Consider the following 23,758-nt stretch of genomic DNA (forward strand, 5'->3'; position numbering starts at 1 on the left):
GCCTCATCCTCCTTTAAAATTTATATTAATCCCGCTTTTTTATATAATTCATAAAAGTGATGGGTAGGTCCTACCCCTTTGCCAATAGAAAAGGACTGTTTAATGGCTACACTTATATAGGCTTTTGCTGCCTCAATCGCATCAGCTACAGACATTTCTTTTGCAAGATTTGATGCGATAGCAGAAGACAATGTACAACCTGTACCATGGGTATTTTTTGTGTCTATTCTCTGTGAATGATAATATTTGAAGTCTTGACCATCATATAACAGGTCAATGGCCTCTTCCTCTAAATGTCCGCCTTTTATGAGTACATATTCCGGTTTCATTTGATAGATCTGAACCGCTGCCTTTTTCATGTCTTCCAGATGATTGATCTTCATGCCGGTAATCACTTCAGCTTCTGGAATATTTGGGGTAACCACTCTGGCCATGGGCAGCAGATACCGAATCAATGCTTCTTTTGCTTCAGGCTGCAGCAAGTGATATCCACTTTTAGAAACCATAACCGGATCTATTACAAGATTTTTCACTTGATATCTGCTTAGCGTTTCTGCAATGGTCTTGATGGTATCTGTAATAGAAACCATCCCAATTTTCACTGCATCTACAGAGATATCATCAAAAATTGCTTCAATCTGCTTTTGGATTAATTCTGTAGAAATATCCTGAACACCGAAGACTCCTTGCGTATTTTGTGCAGTCACTGCAGTAATGACACTCATTCCAAATAAGCCATGGGCAGAAAATGTTTTAAGATCTGCCTGAATTCCGGCCCCTCCGCAGCTGTCAGATCCTGCAATGGTCAATACCTTTTTCATTATTTCCCCTCCTCAAAAGAATTTTCTTGAAACAAATTCAACCTATCAATGGCTCTAAAGATGACATATCCAAGTATTACGCCTGCAGCTGAACTAAAAAAGAATGGCCCTACAAAGAAAAACATGGCTGCTTCTCTTCCCATTAAGTATTTTGCTACAGGGTAGGAAATCAGTGCACCAATTATACTTGTACCAACCAATTCCCCTGCTGCTGCAGTATAGATACTTCTCCTTCTTTTATAAAGCAGTGCAGCCAATAATGCACCCATCATACTCCCCGGAAAAGCCAGCAAGGATCCAAGCCCTAAAAGATTTCTCAATAGGGATATGGAAAAGGCCATTCCTACTGCATAACCGGGTCCAAGCAAAGCAGCTGCTAAAAGATTCATTGCATGCTGTACCGGAAAACACTTTGCAACCCCTACAGGAATATAAATTAAGTGGGCACTGGCTACCCCAATAGCCGTCATGAATGCCGCAGCTGTTAATTTTCTTGTATTCATTTTTATCACCTCCAGTTTTTTATCAAAATAAAAAGCACAAATCCAAATGCAGGATTTGTGCTTAACGACATATGATAAATCTTGTCAATTACACTTTCCTACGCTGGCATGATCCAGATCAGGTAATAGGGATCAAAGACATTTTCGGGTCTTTTTCTCAGCTGGCCTTTCCAGCTCTCCCAGTGCGATAGTGATTCACTTTTTCTCTCACAGCAATATTATCATAAATATAAATAATAATCAATGCAGGTTTATTTTCTTGCTTTATTTCTTATTCATTGTCTCTAAATACGCAGCATGACCGATTTCTTCCAAACTCTTTCCTTTGTCCTCTACCAATTTTTTCAAGTCCTCCTTATAGGCAGCAATTCTTTGTTCAATGGCTTCATCAAAACTTCCCAGAATCTGGGCTGCTAGAATTCCTGCATTCTTTGCTCCATTGATCGCCACAGTAGCAACAGGAATACCGGGAGGCATCTGCACAATAGCGTATAGGGAGTCTACTCCGCCCAGCGCTGCAGTCTTTATAGGCACTCCGATTACAGGAACGGTAGAAAGGGATGCTACCATCCCCGGCAGATGAGCTGCTCCGCCTGCTCCGGCAATGATAATTTTAAGGCCTCGTCTTTTTGCAGTTTCTGCATATTCATACAGCCTCCTTGGTGTTCTATGGGCTGATACAATCGTTAATTCATAGGGTATCTGAAAATCCTCCAACATGGCTGCAGCCTCTGCCATTACCGGCAGATCCGAATCACTTCCCATAATGATGCCGACAATGGGTTTCATTGCACATCCTCCTCTCCAGATTGTATTTTTATCTGTTCTGCAGCAGCTTCTATAATCCGCACAGCTTCTTCCATCGCCGCTGCCGTCACCGTTATATGACCCATCTTCCTTTTCGGCTTCGTTTCCCGCTTTCCATAGATATGCAGCTTTACGCCGGGAAGCGCTAGGGCTTCGTAAACTCCTGCCACCGATATCTTTCCGGCATAGCCTTCTTCGCCCAACAGGTTTCGCATCACCGTAGGCCTGATCAGCGTAGTATCACCTAGAGGCAATCCTAAAATAGCCCGTATATGCTGCTCAAACTGAGAGGTCACGCAGCCTTCAATGGAGTAGTGACCTGAATTATGCGGCCGCGGTGCTACTTCGTTAATTAAGATGGATCCATTTTCAGTAACAAACATTTCTACACAAAACATGCCCACACCTTCAAAAACTTCCATGACCAGTTGGGCCAGCTCCAGAACTTTTTGGGTCACTGCTGCAGGAAGCGCTGCAGGAACCCTTGTCTCAATCAATATATTATCCTGATGAAAGTTTTCTCCTACAGGATATACCGCAATTTCTCCCGATATTCCCCTGCAGGCTAATACGGAAATTTCTTTGTCAAATGCCACGAAAGCTTCTGCCATAAGGGGCATCTTTCCAGCGCCTAAGGATCTATAGGCACTTTCCAGGTCTTGCGGCCCTCGAACCAATGCATTCCCCTTTCCATCATATCCCCCTGTACAGGATTTCAGCAAGAAAGGATATCCTAAAGTATCTCCCAACTTCCACAAATCACATTCTTCTTGTAGAGGTTGAAATTCAGGAACCGGCAGCCTCGCATTCAGTAGGGCTTGCTTTTGGAGATATTTATTCTGAATGATTTCAAGACTTTTCACTGTCGGATAGATGGCATGTCCTTCCTGCTCCAGTCTTTGAAGGATCTCTACTCCGATATGCTCAAATTCATAGGTAATCACATCTGACTTTTCAGCCAGCTGCCGCAATCCCCCTTCATCATGAAAATCTGCCACAATATGGTCGTCCGCCAGACTATGCGCGGGGCAATAAGGCACAGGATCTAGTATGGTAACATATATCCCCATCTTTTTCGCCTCCTGAAGCATCATCTTCCCCAATTGTCCGCCGCCTATAATACCAATTCTTTTTCCCAAATCTCCTGCAGGAATCATCTGCAGCACCTCCTGAAAGCTATTTTATCCGCTGTTTTCCCTCTTATTTTATCATAAATGATTTCATAAGAATAATTAATGAAAATAATAATGCATATTAATTTTGCTTATATAAATAGGGCCTGCTTTAACACAGGCCCTCATTTCTATGATCGCAGGTTATTGATTTTTTCAGGAGAGATCACCATTAAAAAAATTAATATGCCTATAGATGTGTTTAATTGCCATGTTTCACATGATTCAGAATGATTTTCCTGTAACCTAGCAGCAAAATAAAGCTCACGATATATACCACCGGTGACCAGGGAAGGATCCTCCACTTGTCATACAGAATAATATCTAAAGGTTTTGCAATGTATAGTTCTAATAGAGTCAGTGCAATGGTCCAGATTCCAATATACATGCCTATTTTCATTTTTGTTTTTGGCAGAAAGGAAGTAAAAATAATAGAGATAGCCGGAAAAGCAAGCAACCCTACCAATAAAGAATTGACCGCTCCATATTTACAACTTACATAATGATACATTTTAAGCTGCTTGCAGATAATCATATCAAAGGCAAAGGATAAGGTTACGGCCATATGTGCCATCATTGCGTCTGCAAAGCTTACTCTTTTCTTCACTACCTGCCAACCTGCGATCAAAAGAAGCAGAATCAATATAGTAAAAAATCCAATCCAATCCATGCAATCACCTGCCTCTGTCCTATTCCTTTAATATGTGAATATTGCATGGATATTATGCCATAAACCGATTACCTTTCGACCTCAAGGCAGCAATCTGGTGAGTATATAAAAATACACATTATTTTGCTTTATACGCTCTTTCTGAAAAATACTCACATTTTTTTCCCGTAGATTGATAGACAATCAGGGAAGGCAGCTGTCTGGATTTTGCGCCAAACAATTTGCATCCGTTTGGAAAATTCACATCCCATGTTACATAAAAATGCTTGCATCTTTTACAATATACCTTTTCTTGCCTCATTATAAAACAAACTCCCTTTTTCTGTCTTTTTCCTATTTTATGACCGTCGGTAAATTTTTTATCTGCTGGAAATATGACTTTTACTCAAATGAAATAATGATCATACAGATCTGAAATATAATAATATTTCTCTAATTCCCCCCGTTTTACCTCCATATAAGCGTCATCTTTTTCATTGAAATAAAGCAAAATAAAATAATATTGTCTCCAAAATAAAGCCGGCAGTCACACAGGTACCTGCCTTATTAAAGAATTTTACTGCAGCCAAATGATAGCCTTCCACTTGCCTGGAAGGCTATCGGCAGTTAATGAACTATAGTAAAAACACGCTTCATCTCAATCTCCTAAGACGACTTCAATCCAATGATCCTTTTGGTCGTCTACCAGCTGTACGCTTTTATCTTCCAGTTTCATGCCATCTAAAGAAAGGGTATAGACCTTACCATTCACGCCATTTGGATTCTTAACCGTTATATGGTATGAGGAATTCCCATATTGATACCGAATCTCATACTCTGCCCAATCCCTTGGTATACAGGGTTCGAGATAAAGGATATTCCCCTTTCTCCTTAGACCTAAAATATCACTAATTCCGACACTATACATCCAACCGGAAGCTCCCGTGTACCACGTCCAGCCGCCTCTTCCAGTATGGGGACTGACAGCGTAGACATCTGCCGCCATAACATAAGGTTCTACCTTGTATATGGAACATTCGAAAGGTGTTCTGGTATGATTGATCGGATTGATCATATGGAAAAGCTCCCATGCCCGCTCTCCCTCACCCATCATGGCAAAAGCTTTTATTACCCAGGTTGCAGCATGGGTATACTGACCTCCATTCTCTCTTACTCCCGGGACATACCCTTTGATATATCCGGGCTCTTGGTCACTTTCGTCGAAGGGAGGCGTAAAGAGAAGAATTAAACCCTCCTCCTTTTTAATTAAATAGTTTTCTACTGCTCTCATAGCAGCTCTGCTTCTTTGAGGATCACCACTTTCAGATATGATTGCCCAGGATTGACCAAGGGAATCTATCGTACACTCTGCATTTTTGGAGGATCCAAGAGGGCTTCCGTCATCATAAAAGGCCCGCAGGTACCACTCTCCGTCCCATGCATTTTTGTCGATATTTTGGGCAATTTCATTTGCTGTTTTCATGTACCTCTCAGCCCGGTCAGATTCCTGCATGAGTGAGCAAATAGGCGCAAAGTTCCTTAATATTTTGCACAGAAACCAGCCCAGCCAAATACTCTCTCCCCTGCCTTTATTCCCTACCGTACTCATTCCATCGTTCCAGTCCCCAGAACCCATTAAAGGAATGCCATTGGTTCCATACTGCAGGGATCTCTCAATCGCACGTATGCAATGCCCGTAAACCGAATCCTTTTCCTGAGAAATCCGAGGAATTCCATAACGTTCATCCTCTCCTTCCTGCAGCGGCTCCTCCTCTAAAAAATGTCTTTGCTCATGAAGCAGTGCTTGATCTTGCGTATGATGGAAATATTCTGCCGTTGCATAAGGCAGCCAAAGCAGATCATCGGAAAATCTTGTTCTAATCCCTTTCTCTCCTGCACCAGGATGCCACCAGTGCTGAACATCCCCCTCTACAAATTGATGCTCACAATGAAGCAGAATTTGCTTTCTTATGGCTTCCGGATATGGATAGATTACATTCATTGCATCCTGCAGCTGATCCCGGTAGCCATAGGCTCCTCCAGACTGATAGAAAGCGGATCTTGCCCAAAGACGACAGGCAATGGTTTGATATATCAGCCATCCGTTAAGCATTAAATCCATTGATGGATCTGGGGTTTTTACCTGAATCTTATGGAGGTATCCCTTCCACCGGTTTTGAATCTCTCTTAAGGCAGCTTTACAGTTCTCAATATTTTTATACTGTGCAACCAGATTTTTTACTACTTCCTTTTCTTTAACCTGTCCCAGCAAAAACACCAATTCCTTTTGTTCATTCCCCTTTAATTCAATTTCACATTGAATAGCACCGCAAGGATCTAGCCCCGCACCGACTTGATTGTTCAGGTGAACCCGCCTTAATCCCTCCGGCGAAGCAGCATTTCCTTTTAAACCAAAGAAAGCTTGTCGGTCTCCTGTAAAGCTTACAATCCGCTCTGATGTATCCATAAAAGTTATCCGTCCAGGAAAATCATTCTGGAAGGAGTTGGTTAACAAAATACCTTCATCTTCTGCGTTTCCTGCAGTAACAATATATTGCCGGGTCATTTCATCGCTTACACCCATCACTGGAGTTATATAGTAGGTAATCCTCAGTCTCCGGTTTATGGAACAGCTGTTTTTTAAAGTAATATGATTAATTTTTATAGGGTCCTCAGCAGGAATAAACATCTGAAGCTGATGTTCTATACCATGGCTGTTATGCAGGAAAGTAGAATACCCCATGCCATGCTTTACTACATGACTTTCTCCTTTTCTAATGGGGAGAGAGGTCATTGACCATACCTCTCCGGTTTCATCATCTTGAATATAGATGATTTCACCGGGATTATCGGATACAGGGTCGTTAGACCAGGGAGTAATTTTGTTTTCACGGCTGTTTTCTGACCAGGTAAATCCTGATCCACTCTCTGTTACGATGAACCCAAAATTTCGATTCGCCACAACATTGGTCCACGGTGCAGGTGTATGGGTTTCTCCCTTTAGCTTAATAATGTATTCTTGACCATCTTTGCTGAATCCGCCATATCCATTATAGAAATTTACATCAATAGGAATGTCGGAAGATAGATATTCTAACCTGCTGCTGCTAAATAATTTTTCTGGTGGAAAAACGATTGCCTTAGGTATATTGGCCAACTGCTTTCTGATTGGACCGGATTCTGCCCTGATCATAAGCCGGGCAACGGTATGCAGCAATATTCTATCTCCCTCTGGTATTACGTTGGCGTCTCGAATAAAAATTCCACCGGGCTGATTTAAAAAATGCCTTTCGTTGCTGTTATAGACTACCTCATGAATCAACTGCTGTAGCGGCTGCAAGTAGCTGCTTTCATCTTCATTTAAAATTACCAAGTCTACCTTTAATCCTTTCGTGCGCCAATATTCATGGGCTCTTAGGGCTTCTTCCACCACATCAATATCCTCTATTCTTTTTATGGTAACAAGTAAAATGGGAATATCTCCTGAAACCCCATATGCCCATAACCCCGACTGTCCTTTACGGTTGTGCTTCAAAATTTCTTCATTTGCTCTTCTGCCCGGATTTAGATAGATCAAATAAGGCATTGCTTCTTGAAATATTTCAATTTCCTCCGGTTTAAAATTTAAATAGGTCAACTCTACCTGGCTTCTTGTCAGCGCAAGCTCTGCTGCCCGCTGAACGGCACTGGCGTCTTGATATTTCCTAACCAGTTCTATGAGATTTTCTTTACTGTCTTCGCAACCGGTGGTATAGATAATGACGGCACTGTCTCCTCCTTTTATTTTTATCGTTCTTCGGAGACTCATGATTGGGTCGATGGAAATGCCTGTATAATTTTTCAAAGGATGCTTATGGGCGATGGCATTTTCAATATTTTTACCTCTGCCGATAAAGTTATTGCGATTCGTTTCATATTGTAAGCCTCCCTGAACATCTCCCTCCACTTTCATACAGTGGAACAACCATTTTGTTGTCTGATCGTGCCCACGGGGTCTTCGTGAAGCTACCAAAGCATCATACTCCATCATCAGCTCTGTCCTCACAAACAAATTACTAAAAGCAGGATGGGCTACGTCTGCAGATTGATTAGCCATTACGGTTTCATAGTAACTGGTAACCTGTAACAATGCTTCTTCTGTTCCGTGGTTTGTAATGGTAACCTTTCTTATCTCTACGGGATCCTCCGGAGAAACAATGATCTCCGTATGGGTGCTGATATTCTCATCTGTTCTATGGTACGCTGCTTTATCCTGTCCAAAGATTACTCTATAACCATCCGGTTCATCCCTCAATGGCTCATAAGTGGTAGACCACATATGGTTTCCCTTAAGGTCATGAATAAAAATAAATGCACCAAATCTGCCCAGGATTGGATCCTGGCGCCAGCGGGTAATCTGCAATTCGTCCTTTACACTATAGCCGCTGCCTCCATCGGTCAATAGGACCGAATAATGTCCGTTAGACAAAATATGACACTTTGGCGGCAGCTCCTCCGGCAAGCCGTATCTTCTCACCACACCTGCAAGATTTCCTTCTTGGAGATAGTTTTCCGCAAGAGTTTCCTTTAATTCCTTTGTAATAATCGCACGGACGGGCGGCTTTTCCTGTAGCAGCGTTTCACCAACCCTTGCTATCGGATTGCGATGAAAGCGCTTCTGCATAATATAGGAATGAAAATAATTATTTAAGGAGACAAAGCTCATTCCCAAGTGGTGCGCCATAAAACTTTGTACGATTTGCCGCTTACTATTCTCTCCCAGTCTTTCTAAAGTATAGTCCACCGCCTCATATAATCCGTAGATTCCCTCCATGCCATCGGCAATTAATTTTTTTATATTCTCCATTGTGGCTTTTGGACTCAGCGGAAGCGCTAAAAGGGTAGAATAAGGAGAAATAACCACCTCATCGATTAACCCCCGCTTCAAACCAAGTTCTGGAATACCAAATGCTTTATATTGATAATTGAGCAGCATATCAAACCCATAATAACCTGATTCAGAAATTCCCCATGGAATATTTCTTCTTTTTCCATAGTTTCTATGGGCTTTGATTACCGCATGATAGGTTTCATCCAGCAGTGTTTTTTCATAATTTTTCATCGTCAGATAGGGCATAAAGTATTCGAACATTGTCCCCGTCCAGGATACAAGGGCTCGGCTGCTGTCAATAATAGAAAAGGTCCGTCCCAGCTTATACCAATGCTTTTTAGGAATATCCCCCTTGGCAATAGCCAAGTAGCTGGTGATCCTAATCTCGGAGGCTAATAAATCGTAATAGGCACTGGTTAATTTCCCTTCTTCCACATGATAGCCGATAGAAAGCAGCTGTCTTTTCTTATCATATAAAAGACTAAAGTCCGCGGCAGCAATCATGCTGTCGATTTGCTCCATTAATCCGTTGGCTTGCTTTATTGTCTGAATAACATTTTGCCTATGATTCAAAAGCTCCTCCTTCAATGCCTTATTATTCTGCTTTTGATCCAGCTGATACAGAAGCTTTTCATATATTTTCCGGAGTTCTGCCAAGGAGGGTATTTTCCCCTTTTCCCAATTTTCCTTTATAAAATCTATGGTTTCTTTTGGACAGCTTCCTTGTCCGCTATAGACAACCGGTGGGAAAAACTGTTCCATTTCTCTTTTCATAAGCATTAGCTGTCCTAAGCTTCTCTGATTTTGTTTGAGTTCTTGTTCCTGTTTCAGCATTAGCCCGTCGATTACGGCTGCATATTGATCTAAGGCAAGCTCTTCCTGCCTAATCGCATCCCGAACAATAGGTATTTCTGATTCATGATTGCTCTCTTCCATGAAGATTGTATCTAGGAGTCCTTCCAACATGTTTTTGTCAAAAACAGGCCGATTTAAATATTCTTGAATACCTTCCCTGAGTACTGCCAAGTAGGCAATAAAGTTGCCGCTGTCAACAGTAGATACATATTGGGGTCTTAATACCTCAAGGGTTTGCGTGTCATACCAGTTATATAAATGCCCCTTCCAGGTTTCCATTTTTTTAATGGTCTTCATGGTTCCATAAATCTTTTCCAGCATTCTTGATGTAGTAATATAACCAAAATCACGGGCACTAAGAATAGATAACAGATAAAACCCGATATTTGTCGGAGATGTCCGGTGAGCTGCTCCTTTAGGCGGATAAACCTGATAGTTATCCGGGGGCAAAAAATTATCCTCTTCACCTACCAAATCCTCATAATACGCCCAGGTTTTTCTGACAATCCTTCTAAGAATTTTTTGCTCTTCATCAGGTAATGCTTCAATGGTACGAACCCTTTCACTGCTAATCCTACAGGCGATCCATGGAGAGACCGCCCATAGTCCTATAATGGCTGCTGTATAGAGCAAATTTCTGCTTATCATAAGAATAGACAACAAAATAAGGATTGGATATATTGCAGCCATTCTCCGCAAATAGCCATTCAAATCATTCTTTAAATTTTTCTCAGAATCTGCAACCGTCACCCATTGCAGCAAATTTTTCTTCGATATATATAGCCGATATAGGGTGCGAAAGATCGCATCGGCCATCATATATGCCTGGTAGGGCAAGAAGAACAGTTGTAAAACCGCTAAGTACAATGTGCGTTTAGATTCCAGAAAAAAGTTTCCCCATAGCCCATAAACCTGTGCCCTGGCTTTCATTCTAACTGCATCCATTAGGCTGATCATAAAGGGAAGCAATAGGGTAACTGTTCCCAAGGCAAGCCACAGCCATCCGCTGCCAGGCATTAGCACTACCCCGATACTAAAAGTGAGTAACATGGCAATAGGAATTAAGCTCCTTCTCAGGTTATCGAGCAATTTCCATTTCGACAGGATTGACAGAGGATTTGGGACCACTTTTCCCTCACCATTTCTCACTCTGCCCGATAGCCATTGAAGCAGCTGCCAATCTCCTCTTACCCATCTATGCAGCCTCATCATATAACTGCCGTATTTTCCGGGATAGTCATCGATAAATTCCAGGTCACTGGCTAAAGCTGTTCGTATATAGCTCCCTTCCAAAAGGTCATGGCTGAGTACCAGATTGTCAGGAATCACATCCGTTAGTACTTCGTTAAAAACTGCTAAATCATATATTCCTTTACCGGTGAATATGCCTTCTCCATATAGATCTTGGTATACATCGGAATTGGCAGTTGTATAGGGATCGATCCCACCTTGTCCCGCATATATTTGGGAAAAAAGGGAGGCATTTGTACTCTCAACACTTACGTCAACCCTAGGCTGAATTAAACCATAGCCTTCAACAACAATTCCCTTATCCTGATTAATGATTGGCTCGTTTAATGGATGCGCCATCATCCCAATCAGTTTTTTTGCGGTATCTATGGGTATACGCGTATCTGCATCAAGGGTAATGATATATTTTATAGGTCCTCCATCCTTTGGATTTCCTGACACAATAGAGTAGGAAGTATCTGTTTTTCCGCTTAACAGCTTATTCAGTTCAATCAGTGCACCCCGCTTCCGTTCCCAGCCCATCCACCTTTCTTGCCCTTTTGAATACTGTCTGTGGCGGTGAAAGAAAAAGAAAATCTCATTACCGTATTTTTCATTCAGCTCCTTTACCTTTCTTAATGCTTCATGAATAACGATCTGGTCATTAGGTTCCTCTGCCCTGCTACTGTCTTTATAGTCTCCAGCCACTGCAAATACGATGTTTTCCTTTTTGTTTGAAAGATAATAGACCTCCAGTTGTTCCAATAGATCCAATGCCCTTTTGGCATCCGGCAACAGGGTAGGTATAACCACCAGCGTTCTGAATTCTGAGGGTATTGCTTCCTGAAAGTCATATCTGGGAATAAAGTCTGGCGGTACAGTTTTTGTCACGATTCTGTTCCCCATCATGACGACGATCTCACTAATGGGAATAAGCGCAATTAAGCCGGCCGTCAGTCCCCATGCAGCAGGCATGCGTTCAGCAGATCTATAGGTATATAGTGCAAGCAAAACCGTGAGGATTATGGTTATGGTAACAACCGGCAGTACATAGGCTGATAAGGATACATCTCTCCTATACTCAGGGCTATCCTTAATTTCCAGTTCATGAAACAGCGCTTGTTTTCCCCGATCTATTAAGTAATATCCTGCATGATTGTATTTTGGGGCCGCTGGGTCCTTTTCCCTATCCGCACACCTTACAGCCGCCTTGGCGATCTTTGTTTCAGAGACATGATACCGGTGGGAAATCTTTTCGATTTGACTCCGGTAATAGTCTCTGGATTCAAAATCCATTTGCTTGTAGATTCCTGCTGCCTCTTTTCTGAGGATGCTCTCTACAATACACAGTTCTTCAAAAACCTCATTCCAATCCAGCACGCCAATTAACCCCAGACTCACGATGGTATTGCCCATAGATACTTTTCTTGCCGCTTGCCTTTGATGCTCATTTTCTATTGCATATTCCAGGGTTCTGTTATATTCCTTAAGCCGCTCTTCTATATAACTGATTAGATGCTCTTTATCGCCGGCCTGTCTCCTGATAATTCTCAGAAAATGCTCCACAAATGAATAATTAACCCTTTCGCTGGTATCGAAGACACTCTTGATCCCATTTAAAATTTCAGTGTCTTCACACTTACTCAAAGCCTCTGCCCGTCTCCAAGCGGTCTCTGTCTTTCTAATTTTCTCACAAAGCAGCCGGATCTTCTCGATTAATGCAATTCTAAGCATGAGGGAAAGGGACCAGATTTCTGCAATGGTCAGCACCTGTTGACTCTGATAGGCCCGGATAAAGGATTTAATCGTCTCCTCATCCAATCTCCCATCAGTATGAGATACCAGCTCTAAAGCAATGGCATAAATCCTGGGATAGCCCTCCAAATAGCCTTCACTCAGTACCCGTAATTTTAAAAATCGCTCTCTGCGTACATTCAATCGAATGTCCTTTACCTGCTCTTCTATCTTGTAAAAATTATCTAAAAGCCACTGGGAAGCAGGAGAAACCTCCTCTTGATTCTTTGTGTAGTTGTTTACCTCTTGATATACGGCTCCTATGGTTCGATAATGATGATCCAACCGGTGCAATAAGGATTTTGTTGACTTTACTTGACTGGATGTAGAATGGGATACTGCTACTTCCCTGCTGTGCTTTTCTAAATCCTCTAGACTTAACAATACATCCTGCAGCTTTTCTATTTTTTTATAGTCATTTTTCCAATAACGTTTCAAATCTGAAAGCATCTATTGAAGCATCCCCTTCCTAAATTTTACAAGTCAGGTTCACGAATACACTAATAGGATTTATCTGAGTGACTTATCAGGTTTTTGATCCTCTCTGAAAAGACCGTGGAAAGTTCCTCTGCATATTCCTGTGAAAATCCTTCCGAATAGATATTTACCAGAGGCCTCTCACTATCGGGCAAAATAAGGGCCCATCCATCTCTCTTGTCTATTTTAATTCCTTCAAACAACTCAATATTGTCCGCCTGATGGGATAGAATCATTTCCTTCATTACCCTGCCCTTATCCTGCCAGCTGCAGGGTATTTCCTTTTTCATAAAGTAGTGCTCCGGTATTTGGTCTGCAATGGTACTCAGTTTCGTTCCCTGCGCTGCTAAAAAATCAATAATCCGTCCGATTGCCCATATCCCATTAAACCTTAAAATAAACTGATCTGGCGTCTGTGGCCTGACATAATCCTTTAGCATCTCACTCATAATACTGGCTGGATCAGACTTGGTTCTTACCAATTCAACACCATGGTTTTTAGCCAATTGATCTATTATTCTTGAAGATATGTAGGGATGAATGATTTTGCTTGTTTTTCCTTCCTTTAAAAGCATCTGTGTTGCCAGAATATTATATTTTTCTTCACCAATCTCTCTACCGGCTTCATCCACCAGAACAATCTCTTCACCGCAGTGACTGAAAAAAACTCCGATAGCTTCTTGCGTGTTATTTATTTCTTCTACTAAGGCAGAAAACATTGCTTCACTTTCCATATGACGACCATAGGGATAAAGGACTTTTACTTGACAGCCCATATCCTTGAGAAATGATTCAGCTACCGACAATACACCTATAGATAGAGATGTAATAATTAGGCGGCTGCCCGATTGCTTTATTTGATGTTGATTTTGCAGCTTCTTCAATCCTTCTCTTAAAAAAATCGAATTAAAGTTGATAACCTCTATAGGTCTTCTTACCTGATCTCCATTGCAGCGTTTAAACTCATCCCGGCTAAACAGATTCTCTATCTCCCGCTCTAAACTTCTGGAGATATTGCTGCCGGAATGATCTATAAACTCAATGGAGCCGGTGTTCACATTGGAATTTGTCCGTATGTGAATGCCTCCGTCGGCTTCATAGTACCGGACAGCAAACCGGGTCATCGGCAGTAAGGATTCCCTCAGCTCCATAACCTGGGCGCCGGTTGAAGCGATCCCTGCTATAATGGCATTTTGGATAAGCCTGCCCTCATTGCTTCCATCACTGCTGACGATGATATGGGAACGATCCTTCAGCGCAGAGGAAAAGGCTGCCCCTAACTTTGCTGCAAATTCGGGAGAGAGTTCTATGTTGATTTCACCGGAAATATTCCGGTATCCGAAAAGGGTTTTCGATATTTTTGTTCCCCAGATAAGATTTTGATTTACAATTGTATTCTCTTCGATTCGTTTATGGGGCCAAATTTTGACTTCCGGTTTTATGACTGCGCCATTGCCAACAACCGTTGCTTCACCGATTACCACATTCTCCAGTATTTTTGTCATGCTTTTAATATTCGTTTGACTGCATAGTACGGCTCCCCGCAAACTTACATCTTGATCAATATTTGCATGATTCCAGAGAATACTCTTTTTTATTGTCGTTCTTTCTCCTACAAAGCAATTTTCACCTATTATGGCCGGTCCTATCAGCTCCGTATTGTTTTTAATCGTGCTGTTGCTGCCGATGTATACAGGAGGCTGGAGATTTACACCTTCTTCCAGCACAGTCCCCTCTCCGATCCATATCCCCTTTCTGACTTCCTTACTTTTTAAAGGAAGGCTTACCTTTCCTTCCAAGATATCGAAATGGGTTTGTCTATAGGAGCGCAGGTCTCCAATATCGCACCAATATTCTTCCATTACATAACCAAACATCGGCACTTGGTCTGCTAGCAGTTTTGGAAACAAATCTTTGCTGAAATCAAATACATCCCCTTTTTTGTAGTAATCTAATGCCTCCGGTTCCAATATGTATATTCCCGTATTGATGGTATTGCTAAAAACCTCTCCCCAACTTGGTTTTTCAAGAAAGCGCATAATCTTTCCCGCTTTATTGGTAATAACAACGCCATAATCTATAGGTGTCTCTTCACTCCTTAAAACCAGGGTGGCCTTTGAATGCTTCCTATGGTGATAATCTACTGCTTTTTGTATATTGATATCTGTCAGTGCATCTCCGCTGATAATAATAAATGTTCCATCGATAAAGTCTTCCGCATTTTTTATGCTTCCTCCTGTTCCCATAGGTGTTTCTTCAATAAAGTAATATAAATTTACCCCCCATTTTTCTCCATTTCCAAAGTAATCCATTATAGATGCAGGCATATACGCCAAAGTAACCCCGATATCAGTAATCCCATATTGTTTTAGCAATTCAATGGAGTACTCCATGACAGGTTTATTCAAAATTGGTACCATAGGTTTTGGTAGATTACAAGTCATCGGTTTTAGTCTCGTTCCTTTGCCGCCCGCCATTATGACAGCCTTCATAGAATTACTTCCTCCTTATATTTTTTTGAATTGAAATTGATATAGCCATATCTTAATTATTTTGTGATTTTTACGGCGATCTATACCTCTTCATCAAAAGACAAGGGGACGGTTCTGCTGTCTGCGAAAATAAGATCGCAGACAGCAGAACCGTCCCCTTGTCTAAGAACCGTCCCTTTTACTGTTTTTTTATATAAGTTTTTTCATGGCATAATAGTTTGCTTTTATCGTTTTTTCAATATCCTCATCTGTATGGGTATAGGATATGAATAGTGATTCAAACTGTGAAGGAGAAAGATAAATTCCTTCTTTGAGCATCTCTTCAAAGTATTTTGCGAACTTTCCTATATCACTTGTTACGGCACTATCAAAATCAGTTACTTTATGTTTTGTGAAGTATAGGCAGAGCATAGAGCCTACTCTATTTATTGTAGTTTCAATCCCGAGGCTTGAAGCATTTGCTTTAAATCCTTCTTCAAGTCTTTTGGCTTTTTCTTCAATATTTTTATAGATTTCAGGATTTTCCTTAAGCCTCTTTAGTGTAGTAACACCAGCGGCCATGGCCAGTGGATTTCCAGACAATGTTCCCGCTTGGTAAACAGGTCCTAAGGGGGAGATCATCTCCATGATTTCCTTTTTCCCGCCGTAAGCGCCTACTGGAAGGCCACCACCGATTATTTTAGCAAAGCATGTAATATCAGGAGATACACTGTATAAGCTTTGTGCACCATGATAACTAAGTCTGAAGCCCGTCATAACTTCATCCATAATCAGTAATGAACCATGTTTGTATGTAATATCTCTTAAAGCTGTCATAAATTCCTTCGTGGAAGGTACAACACCCATGTTGCCAGCTACAGGTTCAATAATTACTGCAGCGATATTATTTCCACAAGTATCAAATATATTCTTTAGATCCTCTATATCATTATATTTAGCGGATATAGTATTTTTTACAATATCCACTGGAACTCCCGGACTGTCCGGAACGCCATGGGTTAGAGCACCAGAGCCTGCCTTTACAAGAAGGCTGTCAGAATGACCATGATAATTACCAATAAATTTAACGATAATTTCCTTATTCGTATAGGCTCTGGCAAGTCTTAGTGCGCTCATAGTAGCCTCAGTTCCTGAGTTTACCATCCTAACCATCTCAACGGATGGGACAGCATCACAAATAAGTTTTGCCATTTCGGTTTCGATTTCCGTGGGAGCACCAAAGCTAGTACCCTTTTCAGCTGCATTTTTTAAAGCTTCTACAACTTTTGGGTGGCAGTGCCCTAAGATTAGAGGGCCCCATGACCCGACATAATCAACATATTCATTTCCGTCAATATCATAAATTTTAGAACCTTTTCCTTCTTTGATAAAAGGAGGGTTTATCGTTACAGATTTGAAAGCTCTGACGGGACTATTGACTCCACCGGGTATGTATTGATTAGCTTCTATAAAGGCTTTTTTTGACTTTTCCAAATTCATTATTCTACCTCCAGTAAAAAATTGTTATAAAGGATTGTATCACTCTCTGTAACTTGCTTTTTATCCGATCACCAGTTCTAAAACTCCCGCTTTTATTAAGCCGGAGATGAGAGATGAACAGCCCCTGAATATCTACATGGAATACTTTTTTATTATATCTTAAATTGTGCAATTAGATTATTTAATTCTCCAACCATCATATTTAAGTGCTCAATAGAAGAGGTAATTTGCTGAATAGAAGCCATTTGTTCTTCTGTTGATGCTGCCACCTCCTCCGTATTAGCAGCGGTTTCTTCTGCAATAAACTCAATATCATTTATTAATACCATCGTATTATTAAAATTATCGTTTAAATCCGCCATTGCACTTTCAAGTTGAAAAAATAATTGTTGATTTTCATTTATAGTACTACTGATTGTATCAAAAGAGTTTACTACCTTTTCAACAATTTGCATACCCTTATCAACTTCACTTACACTATCATCAATGGTTACTATTGCAACTTGGCTTTTTTCTTGTGTTTCTTCAATTAATTTCGTAATGTCTTCTACTGATCTTACCGATTGTTCAGCAAGGGTTCTTATCTCATCCGCTACAACGGAAAATCCTTTTCCGGCTTCTCCTGCTCTAGCAGCTTCTATGGCCGCATTTAAAGCCAGAAGGTTTGTCTGATCGGCGATTTGCTTAATAACATCTACAATCTTTCCTATTTTTTGAGATGTATTGTTTAAGTTCTTGATAGTGCTGCTGGAAAGATGAGAGGATTGACGAATAGTATCCATCTGTTGGTTCATTTCTAATAGTTCTGCTCTACTTTCCCTCGATGATCGCACCATTCCTTCAGTCGATGCTTTTAATTCTTCTATATTATTAACAACACCCTCTATCTTACCCGAAACAATAGTTACCTTCTCTTTTACCCCGTTAGTCTTTTTCACCTGCTCCGATGCTCCCGCGGCCACAGCCTCCGTAGCTTTGGCAATTTGATCCGCCACAGCAGCATTCTGCTGTGCTGAAGCCACCAGTTCATCACTAAAGGTATTCATATCCGCAGAGGTATTCAGGATTTTTTTAATTATATTCTTAACACTATCTACCATGGTAGAAAAGGAATGGGCTAAACTGCCAATTTCATCCTTAGAGTCCACCTCTATTTTCTCCCTTAAGTCCCCGAGAGAAATTTGATTAGCAGCAGCAGCTAAATATTTTACCGGCTTTATCAGTCTTTGTATGAATAATAAAATAAACAATATCCCTATCATAGAAGTTATAGCAGCAACCATAATACTTTGAAAAACCATCTCTTTTACCGCATCTTCCACCGGTGCTACAGATAACCCCATATTGATCGCTCCAATAATTTCTCCGGATTGATTATGAAAAGGAAGAATGACCTCATATATATTCATACCTCTTTCCTCTGAATGGAAGATTCCTGTATGTTCTTCTCCTTTTTCAACAGCCATTCTTTCTCCCGGATAATCAAACACCATTCCAATTCGTTCTTTATCACTATGGGCTATGGCTGTTAGGCTTTTATCTACTATCAAAGCATATACAACACGATCCTCCTGCCCCATAGATTCCAACAATCTTTGAATACTGAAATTAATCTTCATTTTTTCTATCTCATCGGCAGCAATGCCAATTTGCACAGCCCCTTTACCATGGATAAGCTTTACTCCTCCATATTTATAAAACCTTGAGTCCACTTCACTTTGCCTGATACTTTCTGTTATCTTTTCCTGATTACCTTTTAAAACCTGCTGCATTGCATGGTTTTCCCCGTAGATGTATCCTATATTGCCCACCATGTTTGAATAGACAATTTTTCCACTCTCATTGATAATATTAATCTCTGTCAATCCAGTCTTTTGAGACAATGCTTCCAGTATATCATTACTATATGTACTCATACTGGCAATACTAAAAGCAGAATCATACAGATAGTTGTTCAGTATCTCTTCGATGTCATCAAGCATTACATCCTGCATACGGGCTTGATACAATGCTAATCTAACCATTTCCTTACCTTGGAGCTCCATCTCTTTATAGAGATTCTCTTTTGCTATTCTTATCGATAAAATTGTAGTAGATCCTATAACCATAATTAAACAAAGAATCACACTGACGATTATTTTTCTTGCTAAGGATTGTTTGCCCACACGCAACATCTACATCATTCCTCTCTTTGTCAATCTTAGTACAATTTGCATTCTTTTGTATTTATTGTCGTCTTTTAGCATACAAGCAAATTATTCCCTTCCCTTTTTCCAAAAAAAGTTTTAGAAACCTTCTACATAAAAGCAATGGAGAGGCTTCTAAAACTCTACTGTTTCTACTCTATGTGTCTTATTAATTATTTTTAGCAGCAGCCGCTGACTTACCCACAGATTTAAACATTGTCATGGATGTATATAGTATAACGGCAATAACCAGCCATCTTAAAATATCCAGTGGCAAAGCTTTTACAATGTACGCTGCAATAAATACTCCTACTAACCCAAACACAGAGATCGCTAGAGATGCTTTCCTGTTATAAGATCCTTCTCTAACGAATTTTACGGATGCTACAGGCATTAAGAAGGCGCAGGAACCCATCATGATTGGGAAGGCTACTGTTGGACTCATGCCCAGGAAATAAACCAATGCCATACAAGGCGCATACATTCCTATACCAAGAGTCATTAATGCTCCTAATATAAAGTTAGCTGCAACAGCAACAATTAGCTTGATGCCTGTTAATCCGATGGCATCCCCACCACCAGGCATCCACCCCATCATACCGGAGAACATTAAGAAGGCTGTTACAAACAATGCAATTGCCATACCCATTTGAATTTTCTTTTCCGGCAAATTGGACACAATTCCTGCTCCCAACCATGCACCTATTGTTGCCGCCGCCAGCATACCAATTAAGGTGATGGGTTCCACTTCAATTACAGTAATGAAGATAAATGCTTCTGCAACAACAGGGATCGTGCAGGATACATTCAAGGTCCCCGGTATTACTCTGTCTTGAATTTGTTTAAATCCCTTTAGCAACGCAGTTGTAGGCGCGAAGCTTCCGATACCTAATGTGTCAAAAAAGTTTGTGGTAAATCCGATAGCACTGGAAGCAGCAAAGCTGGTTTCACCTTCTAAGCTAGCTTTATTTTTAGACAGGTCCTTCGCAAATTCAACACTGAACCATGCTGTTAACAGACCTAGAACTCCTAAAATTCCTGTTATCATTTCTTTTCCCCCTTTTATTTTTATATTTTAATTACAAGCAGAAACCGTATTTCAGTGGATCTTCCGGATCAATAACAAAATGATTGAATCCGGTAATGTATGCACTTCCTGTTATTTCCGGTATGATTGCTTCAAATTCGCCTACCTTTACATGCCCTACAACTTTACCTTTGAACATCGTTCCTGTAATACTTTCATAGATAAAGTCTTCACCATCCTTTAAATGTCCCTTTATATATAGCGTAGCTAATTTTGCACTAGTTCCGGTTCCGCAAGGTGAACGGTCCAGCTGACCTTGTCCAAAAATAACAACGTTTTTGTAATGAGCCTCCGGATGAGTGGCTTCATCAAAAATTTCTACTAGGTCTACGCTGTTGATATGCGGTTTTTCCGGATGCTGTACTTTTACAGAATGGTTTATAATATCTCTTATTTCCAATCCTAGCTTTATTAAAATATCAGATTGGGCTGTGTCTACTTTAACCCCCAACTGCTTTGCTTCTACAATAGCAAAAAAACTTCCGCCGAAGGCAATATCTAAAGTTACTTTTCCAACAGATGGTACATGAATCACTACATCTTTTTTGTAAAGGAAAGACGGTACATTGGTAATGGACACTTCCTTCGCTTTACCATTTTCCACCTTAGCCCTTGCTTTGATCAACCCTGCCGGAGCTTCCATAACAATATCCGTATAAGGCTCCTCCACCTTTACCATACCGGATTCCACTGCTACTGTGGCTGCGCCTATGGACCCATGTCCACACATGTTTAGATATCCGCCGCCGTCCATAAAGATGATTCCAAAATCAGCCTCTTCTATTGTTGAGTTGGTAATGATAGAACCAAACATATCGTTATGTCCTCTAGGTTCATGCATTAATGATGTCCTTACATAATCCAGATGATCTTCTAAATACTTCTTTTTTTCCGCCATCGTTTTTCCCGGTATTCTTGGTACCCCACCTACAACTATTCTGGTAGGCTCCCCCATGGTATGGGAGTCAACAGTATGAATGCTTCTAATAAATTTCATTTATTCTACCTCCCTCATTTTAAGCTTTAAAAATGCCAGTGCCTTTCTTGCATCTAAATAATCAGGCGTGTTCTCTCCTACTACTTCCGTTTCAATACCTAACGATGACTTGTTAAAATCAACAATTGTATCCATGTATTGATTTTTCACGACAAAGTTTCCCTGCTTCCCGATAAAGCTTAATCCAACCACAGGAATCCCTCTGCTTCCAATCTCTTCAATGGTATTGGCATAATCAACATGACTGTTTCCCCATCCATCTACCGATATAATGGCTCCATCCACCCGCATTGCCTCCAGCCAAGCGGCAGTACGTTTCCCAACGAAATATTTCTCTTCATTGTGTTGTGGTGTACCTACAATAATAATCCCTACCAAATCAATATCATCATCCTTAGCTACAACATCTAAGAGAGGGTCTCTAAAGTGATGTAACGTTGTTTCTTTTGTTGATGGTCCTATCCCCATTCAATCACCTTCTTTAAGTCATTGCTCTAAGAGCTCCATCCCTGTATTCGTTAGGAGTTAACATAATGGGTACATTCCCCAGGTCAATAATAGAACGTCCTCCGGCAAAGCCACTGGGTTCTTGTGGTAAGATCCGGTTGTCATACATGGCTCCTTGCCCGGCTATTTGCTTCACAATTGCTACCCTTTTCTTATTTGGGCGAATTTTGTCAAAGAACTCGTGTTTCTCTGTATAACCCCTAGCATCCACATTTTTAAGCTTGTCCCTAATTTCCTGAATGAACAAATCGCAAGCCTGATGAGCCTCCAAAATAGCTGCCCGGTTGGTACCTTGTCCCTCTTTCAGCGTAACATTTACCGAAATAATAAAGTCTTTATCTGTAGGGGTTCCAGCTCTATTAAGGAATAATTTCTCTTTTAATATCCCTTCCGAGGAGCCAAACTCCGCTACCTGATTTCCGGCCTCGTCGATTCCTGTCAGCATAACACAAACCCCTGTCAGCGTATGGGTAATCCCCTCGCCCAGATTCCCCAGCACCTTGGTAGATATAGGAATGATATCCATAATACTGTTGGTCCATCGGTCATGATCTTTTGGAGGAATAATGTCTACTTCTATTTTTTGTATCAGTTTGGTTATTGTTAAATTTTTATCAAATTTTCCCATAGAAATTTGAAGACTCTTGTTATCAATCAAAACCTTATCTCCCAGTTTTACCTCTTCTATATGATAAGTTTTAATTACAAGCCTTCTTAGCACTTTTTCTTCCAGTTTCACTGTAACCACCCTTTTATTTATACACTTAGCCTATCCTTCCCCGGTGGGACTGATAGGCTAAGTTTTCTCTATGGCCTATACCTTCGCAACGTATTCATAAGGCAGCGAAACGATTTTTCCGGCACTTGGTATCTCCACCAATTGTTTTAAAGTATCTACACAAATGGCTTTTTGCATTTCCGGATTGTTAGGTTCTCCAGCGTTTGCACCCATTGGAACCAATGGAGCAACTGCTCTTGGTGTACCGTTTTGTCTAACTACCGGAGGTAAAGCTGCAATTATAATTGTAGGAATCCCCGATTCCTCTATCGCTCTCTGTACCAGTACAGCAGAACGGTGGCAGGTACCTCAGCCAGCGGTTAGAAGAACTGCATCTACGCCAGCTTCTTTTAATTGTCTGGCAATTTCCGGACCTGTCTCTTCTCTAAATTTTGTTTGGTCTCCGCCTCCGCCCATGAACCCGAAGTTTACAGGGGAAATCGCTTTGATAAAACCTTCTGCTTCTAATTGTCTTATTGGGTCGATTGGAAACATACAGTTGATATCTTTATTAACATCTGCATTGTCATATCCCCCATGGGATACCATCATTTCACTTACCGGAGCATCCCCTGGAATTATTCTAAAAGTGAAGTCTCCAGCTAAGTTGAATCTTTTATCAGCTTTTAAATGTACTCCTGCTGCCGTAACCAATGCCACTGTCATATCCTTGAGTTCTTTTGTTACAGGCGCCCATACCGGGGGAGGAGTAATTGGTACGAATATTTCTGATTGCAGGCCTTTTACTACTGTTAAATTAGCCATTATTCTACCTCCTTTTTGTCCCTATTTCTTTTTTCAATATTACTGATATACTTTTCATTTACTTCTTCACGAATCACTTCCAGAAAGCTCATTTTTAGTGCCACTTCTTGTCCTACCTTAATAGGATGATCGCTAATAACCATTCGCATAGGCACCTTTAAAAACCCTAGTCTTCCTTTAAGGTCAACTGATATGGAGCCATCGTGAACCTCTACTACGATCCCTTCGATATATATGATTTTGTCTCCATATTTCATAAAATCACCTTTTCTATCTATTTCCGCAATAG

General features: G+C 40.8%; 16 protein-coding genes and 1 riboswitch. All 16 genes read right to left on the reverse strand.

The window, feature by feature from the left end; all coding sequences use genetic code 11:
* Window positions 1–20: 20 nt before the first annotated feature.
* Window positions 21–821 carry a bifunctional hydroxymethylpyrimidine kinase/phosphomethylpyrimidine kinase gene (gene thiD, locus Gferi_RS10050; protein ID WP_069976045.1) on the reverse strand — a complete coding sequence of 267 codons (801 nt, stop codon included), beginning with the start codon at window positions 819–821 and terminating at the stop codon, window positions 21–23.
* Window positions 821–1,324 (reverse strand): energy coupling factor transporter S component ThiW, encoded by a 504-nt coding sequence (gene thiW / locus Gferi_RS10055; RefSeq protein ID WP_069976046.1) that lies wholly within the window; start codon window positions 1,322–1,324, stop codon window positions 821–823. Before thiW ends, thiD begins: the two co-directional genes overlap by 1 nt.
* 78 nt (window positions 1,325–1,402) lie before the next feature.
* Window positions 1,403–1,515: riboswitch (TPP riboswitch) on the reverse strand.
* A 73-nt stretch (window positions 1,516–1,588) separates the two neighbouring features.
* Entirely contained in the window at window positions 1,589–2,113 is a 525-nt protein-coding gene (purE, locus tag Gferi_RS10060; protein ID WP_069976048.1) for a 5-(carboxyamino)imidazole ribonucleotide mutase, read from the reverse strand.
* Window positions 2,110–3,288, reverse strand: a complete 1,179-nt coding sequence (gene purK, locus Gferi_RS10065) for a 5-(carboxyamino)imidazole ribonucleotide synthase (RefSeq protein ID WP_069976050.1) — start codon at window positions 3,286–3,288, stop codon at window positions 2,110–2,112. The genes purE and purK overlap by 4 nt, the downstream gene beginning before the upstream one ends.
* Window positions 3,289–3,505: 217 nt before the next feature.
* On the reverse strand, window positions 3,506–3,973 hold the full coding sequence (locus tag Gferi_RS10070) for a hypothetical protein (protein WP_069976052.1): 468 nt from the start codon (window positions 3,971–3,973) through the stop codon (window positions 3,506–3,508).
* A gap of 118 nt (window positions 3,974–4,091) precedes the next feature.
* On the reverse strand, window positions 4,092–4,274 hold the full coding sequence (locus Gferi_RS10075; protein ID WP_069976058.1) for a uracil-DNA glycosylase: 183 nt from the start codon (window positions 4,272–4,274) through the stop codon (window positions 4,092–4,094).
* Between the two features lie 336 nt (window positions 4,275–4,610).
* The gene (locus Gferi_RS10080; RefSeq protein WP_069976060.1) at window positions 4,611–13,151 is read right to left on the reverse strand and encodes a GH36-type glycosyl hydrolase domain-containing protein; all 8,541 of its coding nucleotides are present in this window, start codon (window positions 13,149–13,151) and stop codon (window positions 4,611–4,613) included.
* A gap of 50 nt (window positions 13,152–13,201) precedes the next feature.
* Window positions 13,202–15,670, reverse strand: coding sequence for a sugar phosphate nucleotidyltransferase (locus Gferi_RS10085; protein WP_069976062.1), 2,469 nt, complete (start codon window positions 15,668–15,670; stop codon window positions 13,202–13,204).
* A gap of 189 nt (window positions 15,671–15,859) precedes the next feature.
* Entirely contained in the window at window positions 15,860–17,149 is a 1,290-nt protein-coding gene (gene hemL / locus Gferi_RS10090) for a glutamate-1-semialdehyde 2,1-aminomutase (RefSeq protein WP_069976064.1), read from the reverse strand.
* A gap of 152 nt (window positions 17,150–17,301) precedes the next feature.
* On the reverse strand, window positions 17,302–19,323 hold the full coding sequence (locus Gferi_RS10095; protein ID WP_069976065.1) for a methyl-accepting chemotaxis protein: 2,022 nt from the start codon (window positions 19,321–19,323) through the stop codon (window positions 17,302–17,304).
* A 181-nt stretch (window positions 19,324–19,504) separates the two neighbouring features.
* Complete coding sequence (locus Gferi_RS10100) at window positions 19,505–20,383, reverse strand: sulfite exporter TauE/SafE family protein (protein ID WP_069976066.1); 879 nt, start codon at window positions 20,381–20,383, stop codon at window positions 19,505–19,507.
* A gap of 31 nt (window positions 20,384–20,414) precedes the next feature.
* Window positions 20,415–21,419, reverse strand: coding sequence for a proline racemase (locus Gferi_RS10105; protein WP_069976067.1), 1,005 nt, complete (start codon window positions 21,417–21,419; stop codon window positions 20,415–20,417).
* Window positions 21,420–21,887 carry a glycine/sarcosine/betaine reductase component B subunit gene (locus tag Gferi_RS28985; protein ID WP_069976069.1) on the reverse strand — a complete coding sequence of 156 codons (468 nt, stop codon included), beginning with the start codon at window positions 21,885–21,887 and terminating at the stop codon, window positions 21,420–21,422.
* 13 nt (window positions 21,888–21,900) lie between these two features.
* The gene (prdD, locus tag Gferi_RS28990; protein ID WP_069981378.1) at window positions 21,901–22,659 is read right to left on the reverse strand and encodes a proline reductase cluster protein PrdD; all 759 of its coding nucleotides are present in this window, start codon (window positions 22,657–22,659) and stop codon (window positions 21,901–21,903) included.
* A gap of 81 nt (window positions 22,660–22,740) precedes the next feature.
* Complete coding sequence (prdB, locus tag Gferi_RS27565) at window positions 22,741–23,469, reverse strand: D-proline reductase (dithiol) protein PrdB (RefSeq protein ID WP_083273481.1); 729 nt, start codon at window positions 23,467–23,469, stop codon at window positions 22,741–22,743.
* A complete protein-coding gene (locus tag Gferi_RS10130) occupies window positions 23,469–23,726 on the reverse strand; it encodes a CBO2463/CBO2479 domain-containing protein (RefSeq protein WP_069976074.1) in 258 nt (85 codons plus the stop codon). Before Gferi_RS10130 ends, prdB begins: the two co-directional genes overlap by 1 nt.
* Window positions 23,727–23,758: the final 32 nt, after the last annotated feature.

This window comes from Geosporobacter ferrireducens (assembly GCF_001750685.1).
In the GTDB taxonomy this organism is placed as follows: domain Bacteria; phylum Bacillota; class Clostridia; order Peptostreptococcales; family Thermotaleaceae; genus Geosporobacter; species Geosporobacter ferrireducens.

Bases quoted from the DNA above. Each gene is read 5' to 3' on its own strand.
- Gferi_RS10105 (WP_069976067.1), bottom strand. From the start codon at position 21,419: ATGAAATTTATTAGAAGCATTCATACTGTTGACTCCCATACCATGGGG.
- Gferi_RS10100 (WP_069976066.1), bottom strand. From the start codon at position 20,383: ATGATAACAGGAATTTTAGGAGTTCTAGGTCTGTTAACAGCATGGTTC.
- Gferi_RS10075 (WP_069976058.1), bottom strand. From the start codon at position 4,274: ATGAGGCAAGAAAAGGTATATTGTAAAAGATGCAAGCATTTTTATGTA.
- purK (WP_069976050.1), bottom strand. From the start codon at position 3,288: ATGATTCCTGCAGGAGATTTGGGAAAAAGAATTGGTATTATAGGCGGC.
- Gferi_RS28985 (WP_069976069.1), bottom strand. From the start codon at position 21,887: ATGGGGATAGGACCATCAACAAAAGAAACAACGTTACATCACTTTAGA.
- Gferi_RS10095 (WP_069976065.1), bottom strand. From the start codon at position 19,323: ATGTTGCGTGTGGGCAAACAATCCTTAGCAAGAAAAATAATCGTCAGT.
- thiD (WP_069976045.1), bottom strand. From the start codon at position 821: ATGAAAAAGGTATTGACCATTGCAGGATCTGACAGCTGCGGAGGGGCC.
- Gferi_RS10130 (WP_069976074.1), bottom strand. From the start codon at position 23,726: ATGAAATATGGAGACAAAATCATATATATCGAAGGGATCGTAGTAGAG.
- hemL (WP_069976064.1), bottom strand. From the start codon at position 17,149: ATGAATTTGGAAAAGTCAAAAAAAGCCTTTATAGAAGCTAATCAATAC.
- purE (WP_069976048.1), bottom strand. From the start codon at position 2,113: ATGAAACCCATTGTCGGCATCATTATGGGAAGTGATTCGGATCTGCCG.
- thiW (WP_069976046.1), bottom strand. From the start codon at position 1,324: ATGAATACAAGAAAATTAACAGCTGCGGCATTCATGACGGCTATTGGG.
- Gferi_RS10070 (WP_069976052.1), bottom strand. From the start codon at position 3,973: ATGGATTGGATTGGATTTTTTACTATATTGATTCTGCTTCTTTTGATC.
- Gferi_RS10080 (WP_069976060.1), bottom strand. From the start codon at position 13,151: ATGCTTTCAGATTTGAAACGTTATTGGAAAAATGACTATAAAAAAATA.
- Gferi_RS10085 (WP_069976062.1), bottom strand. From the start codon at position 15,670: ATGAAGGCTGTCATAATGGCGGGCGGCAAAGGAACGAGACTAAAACCG.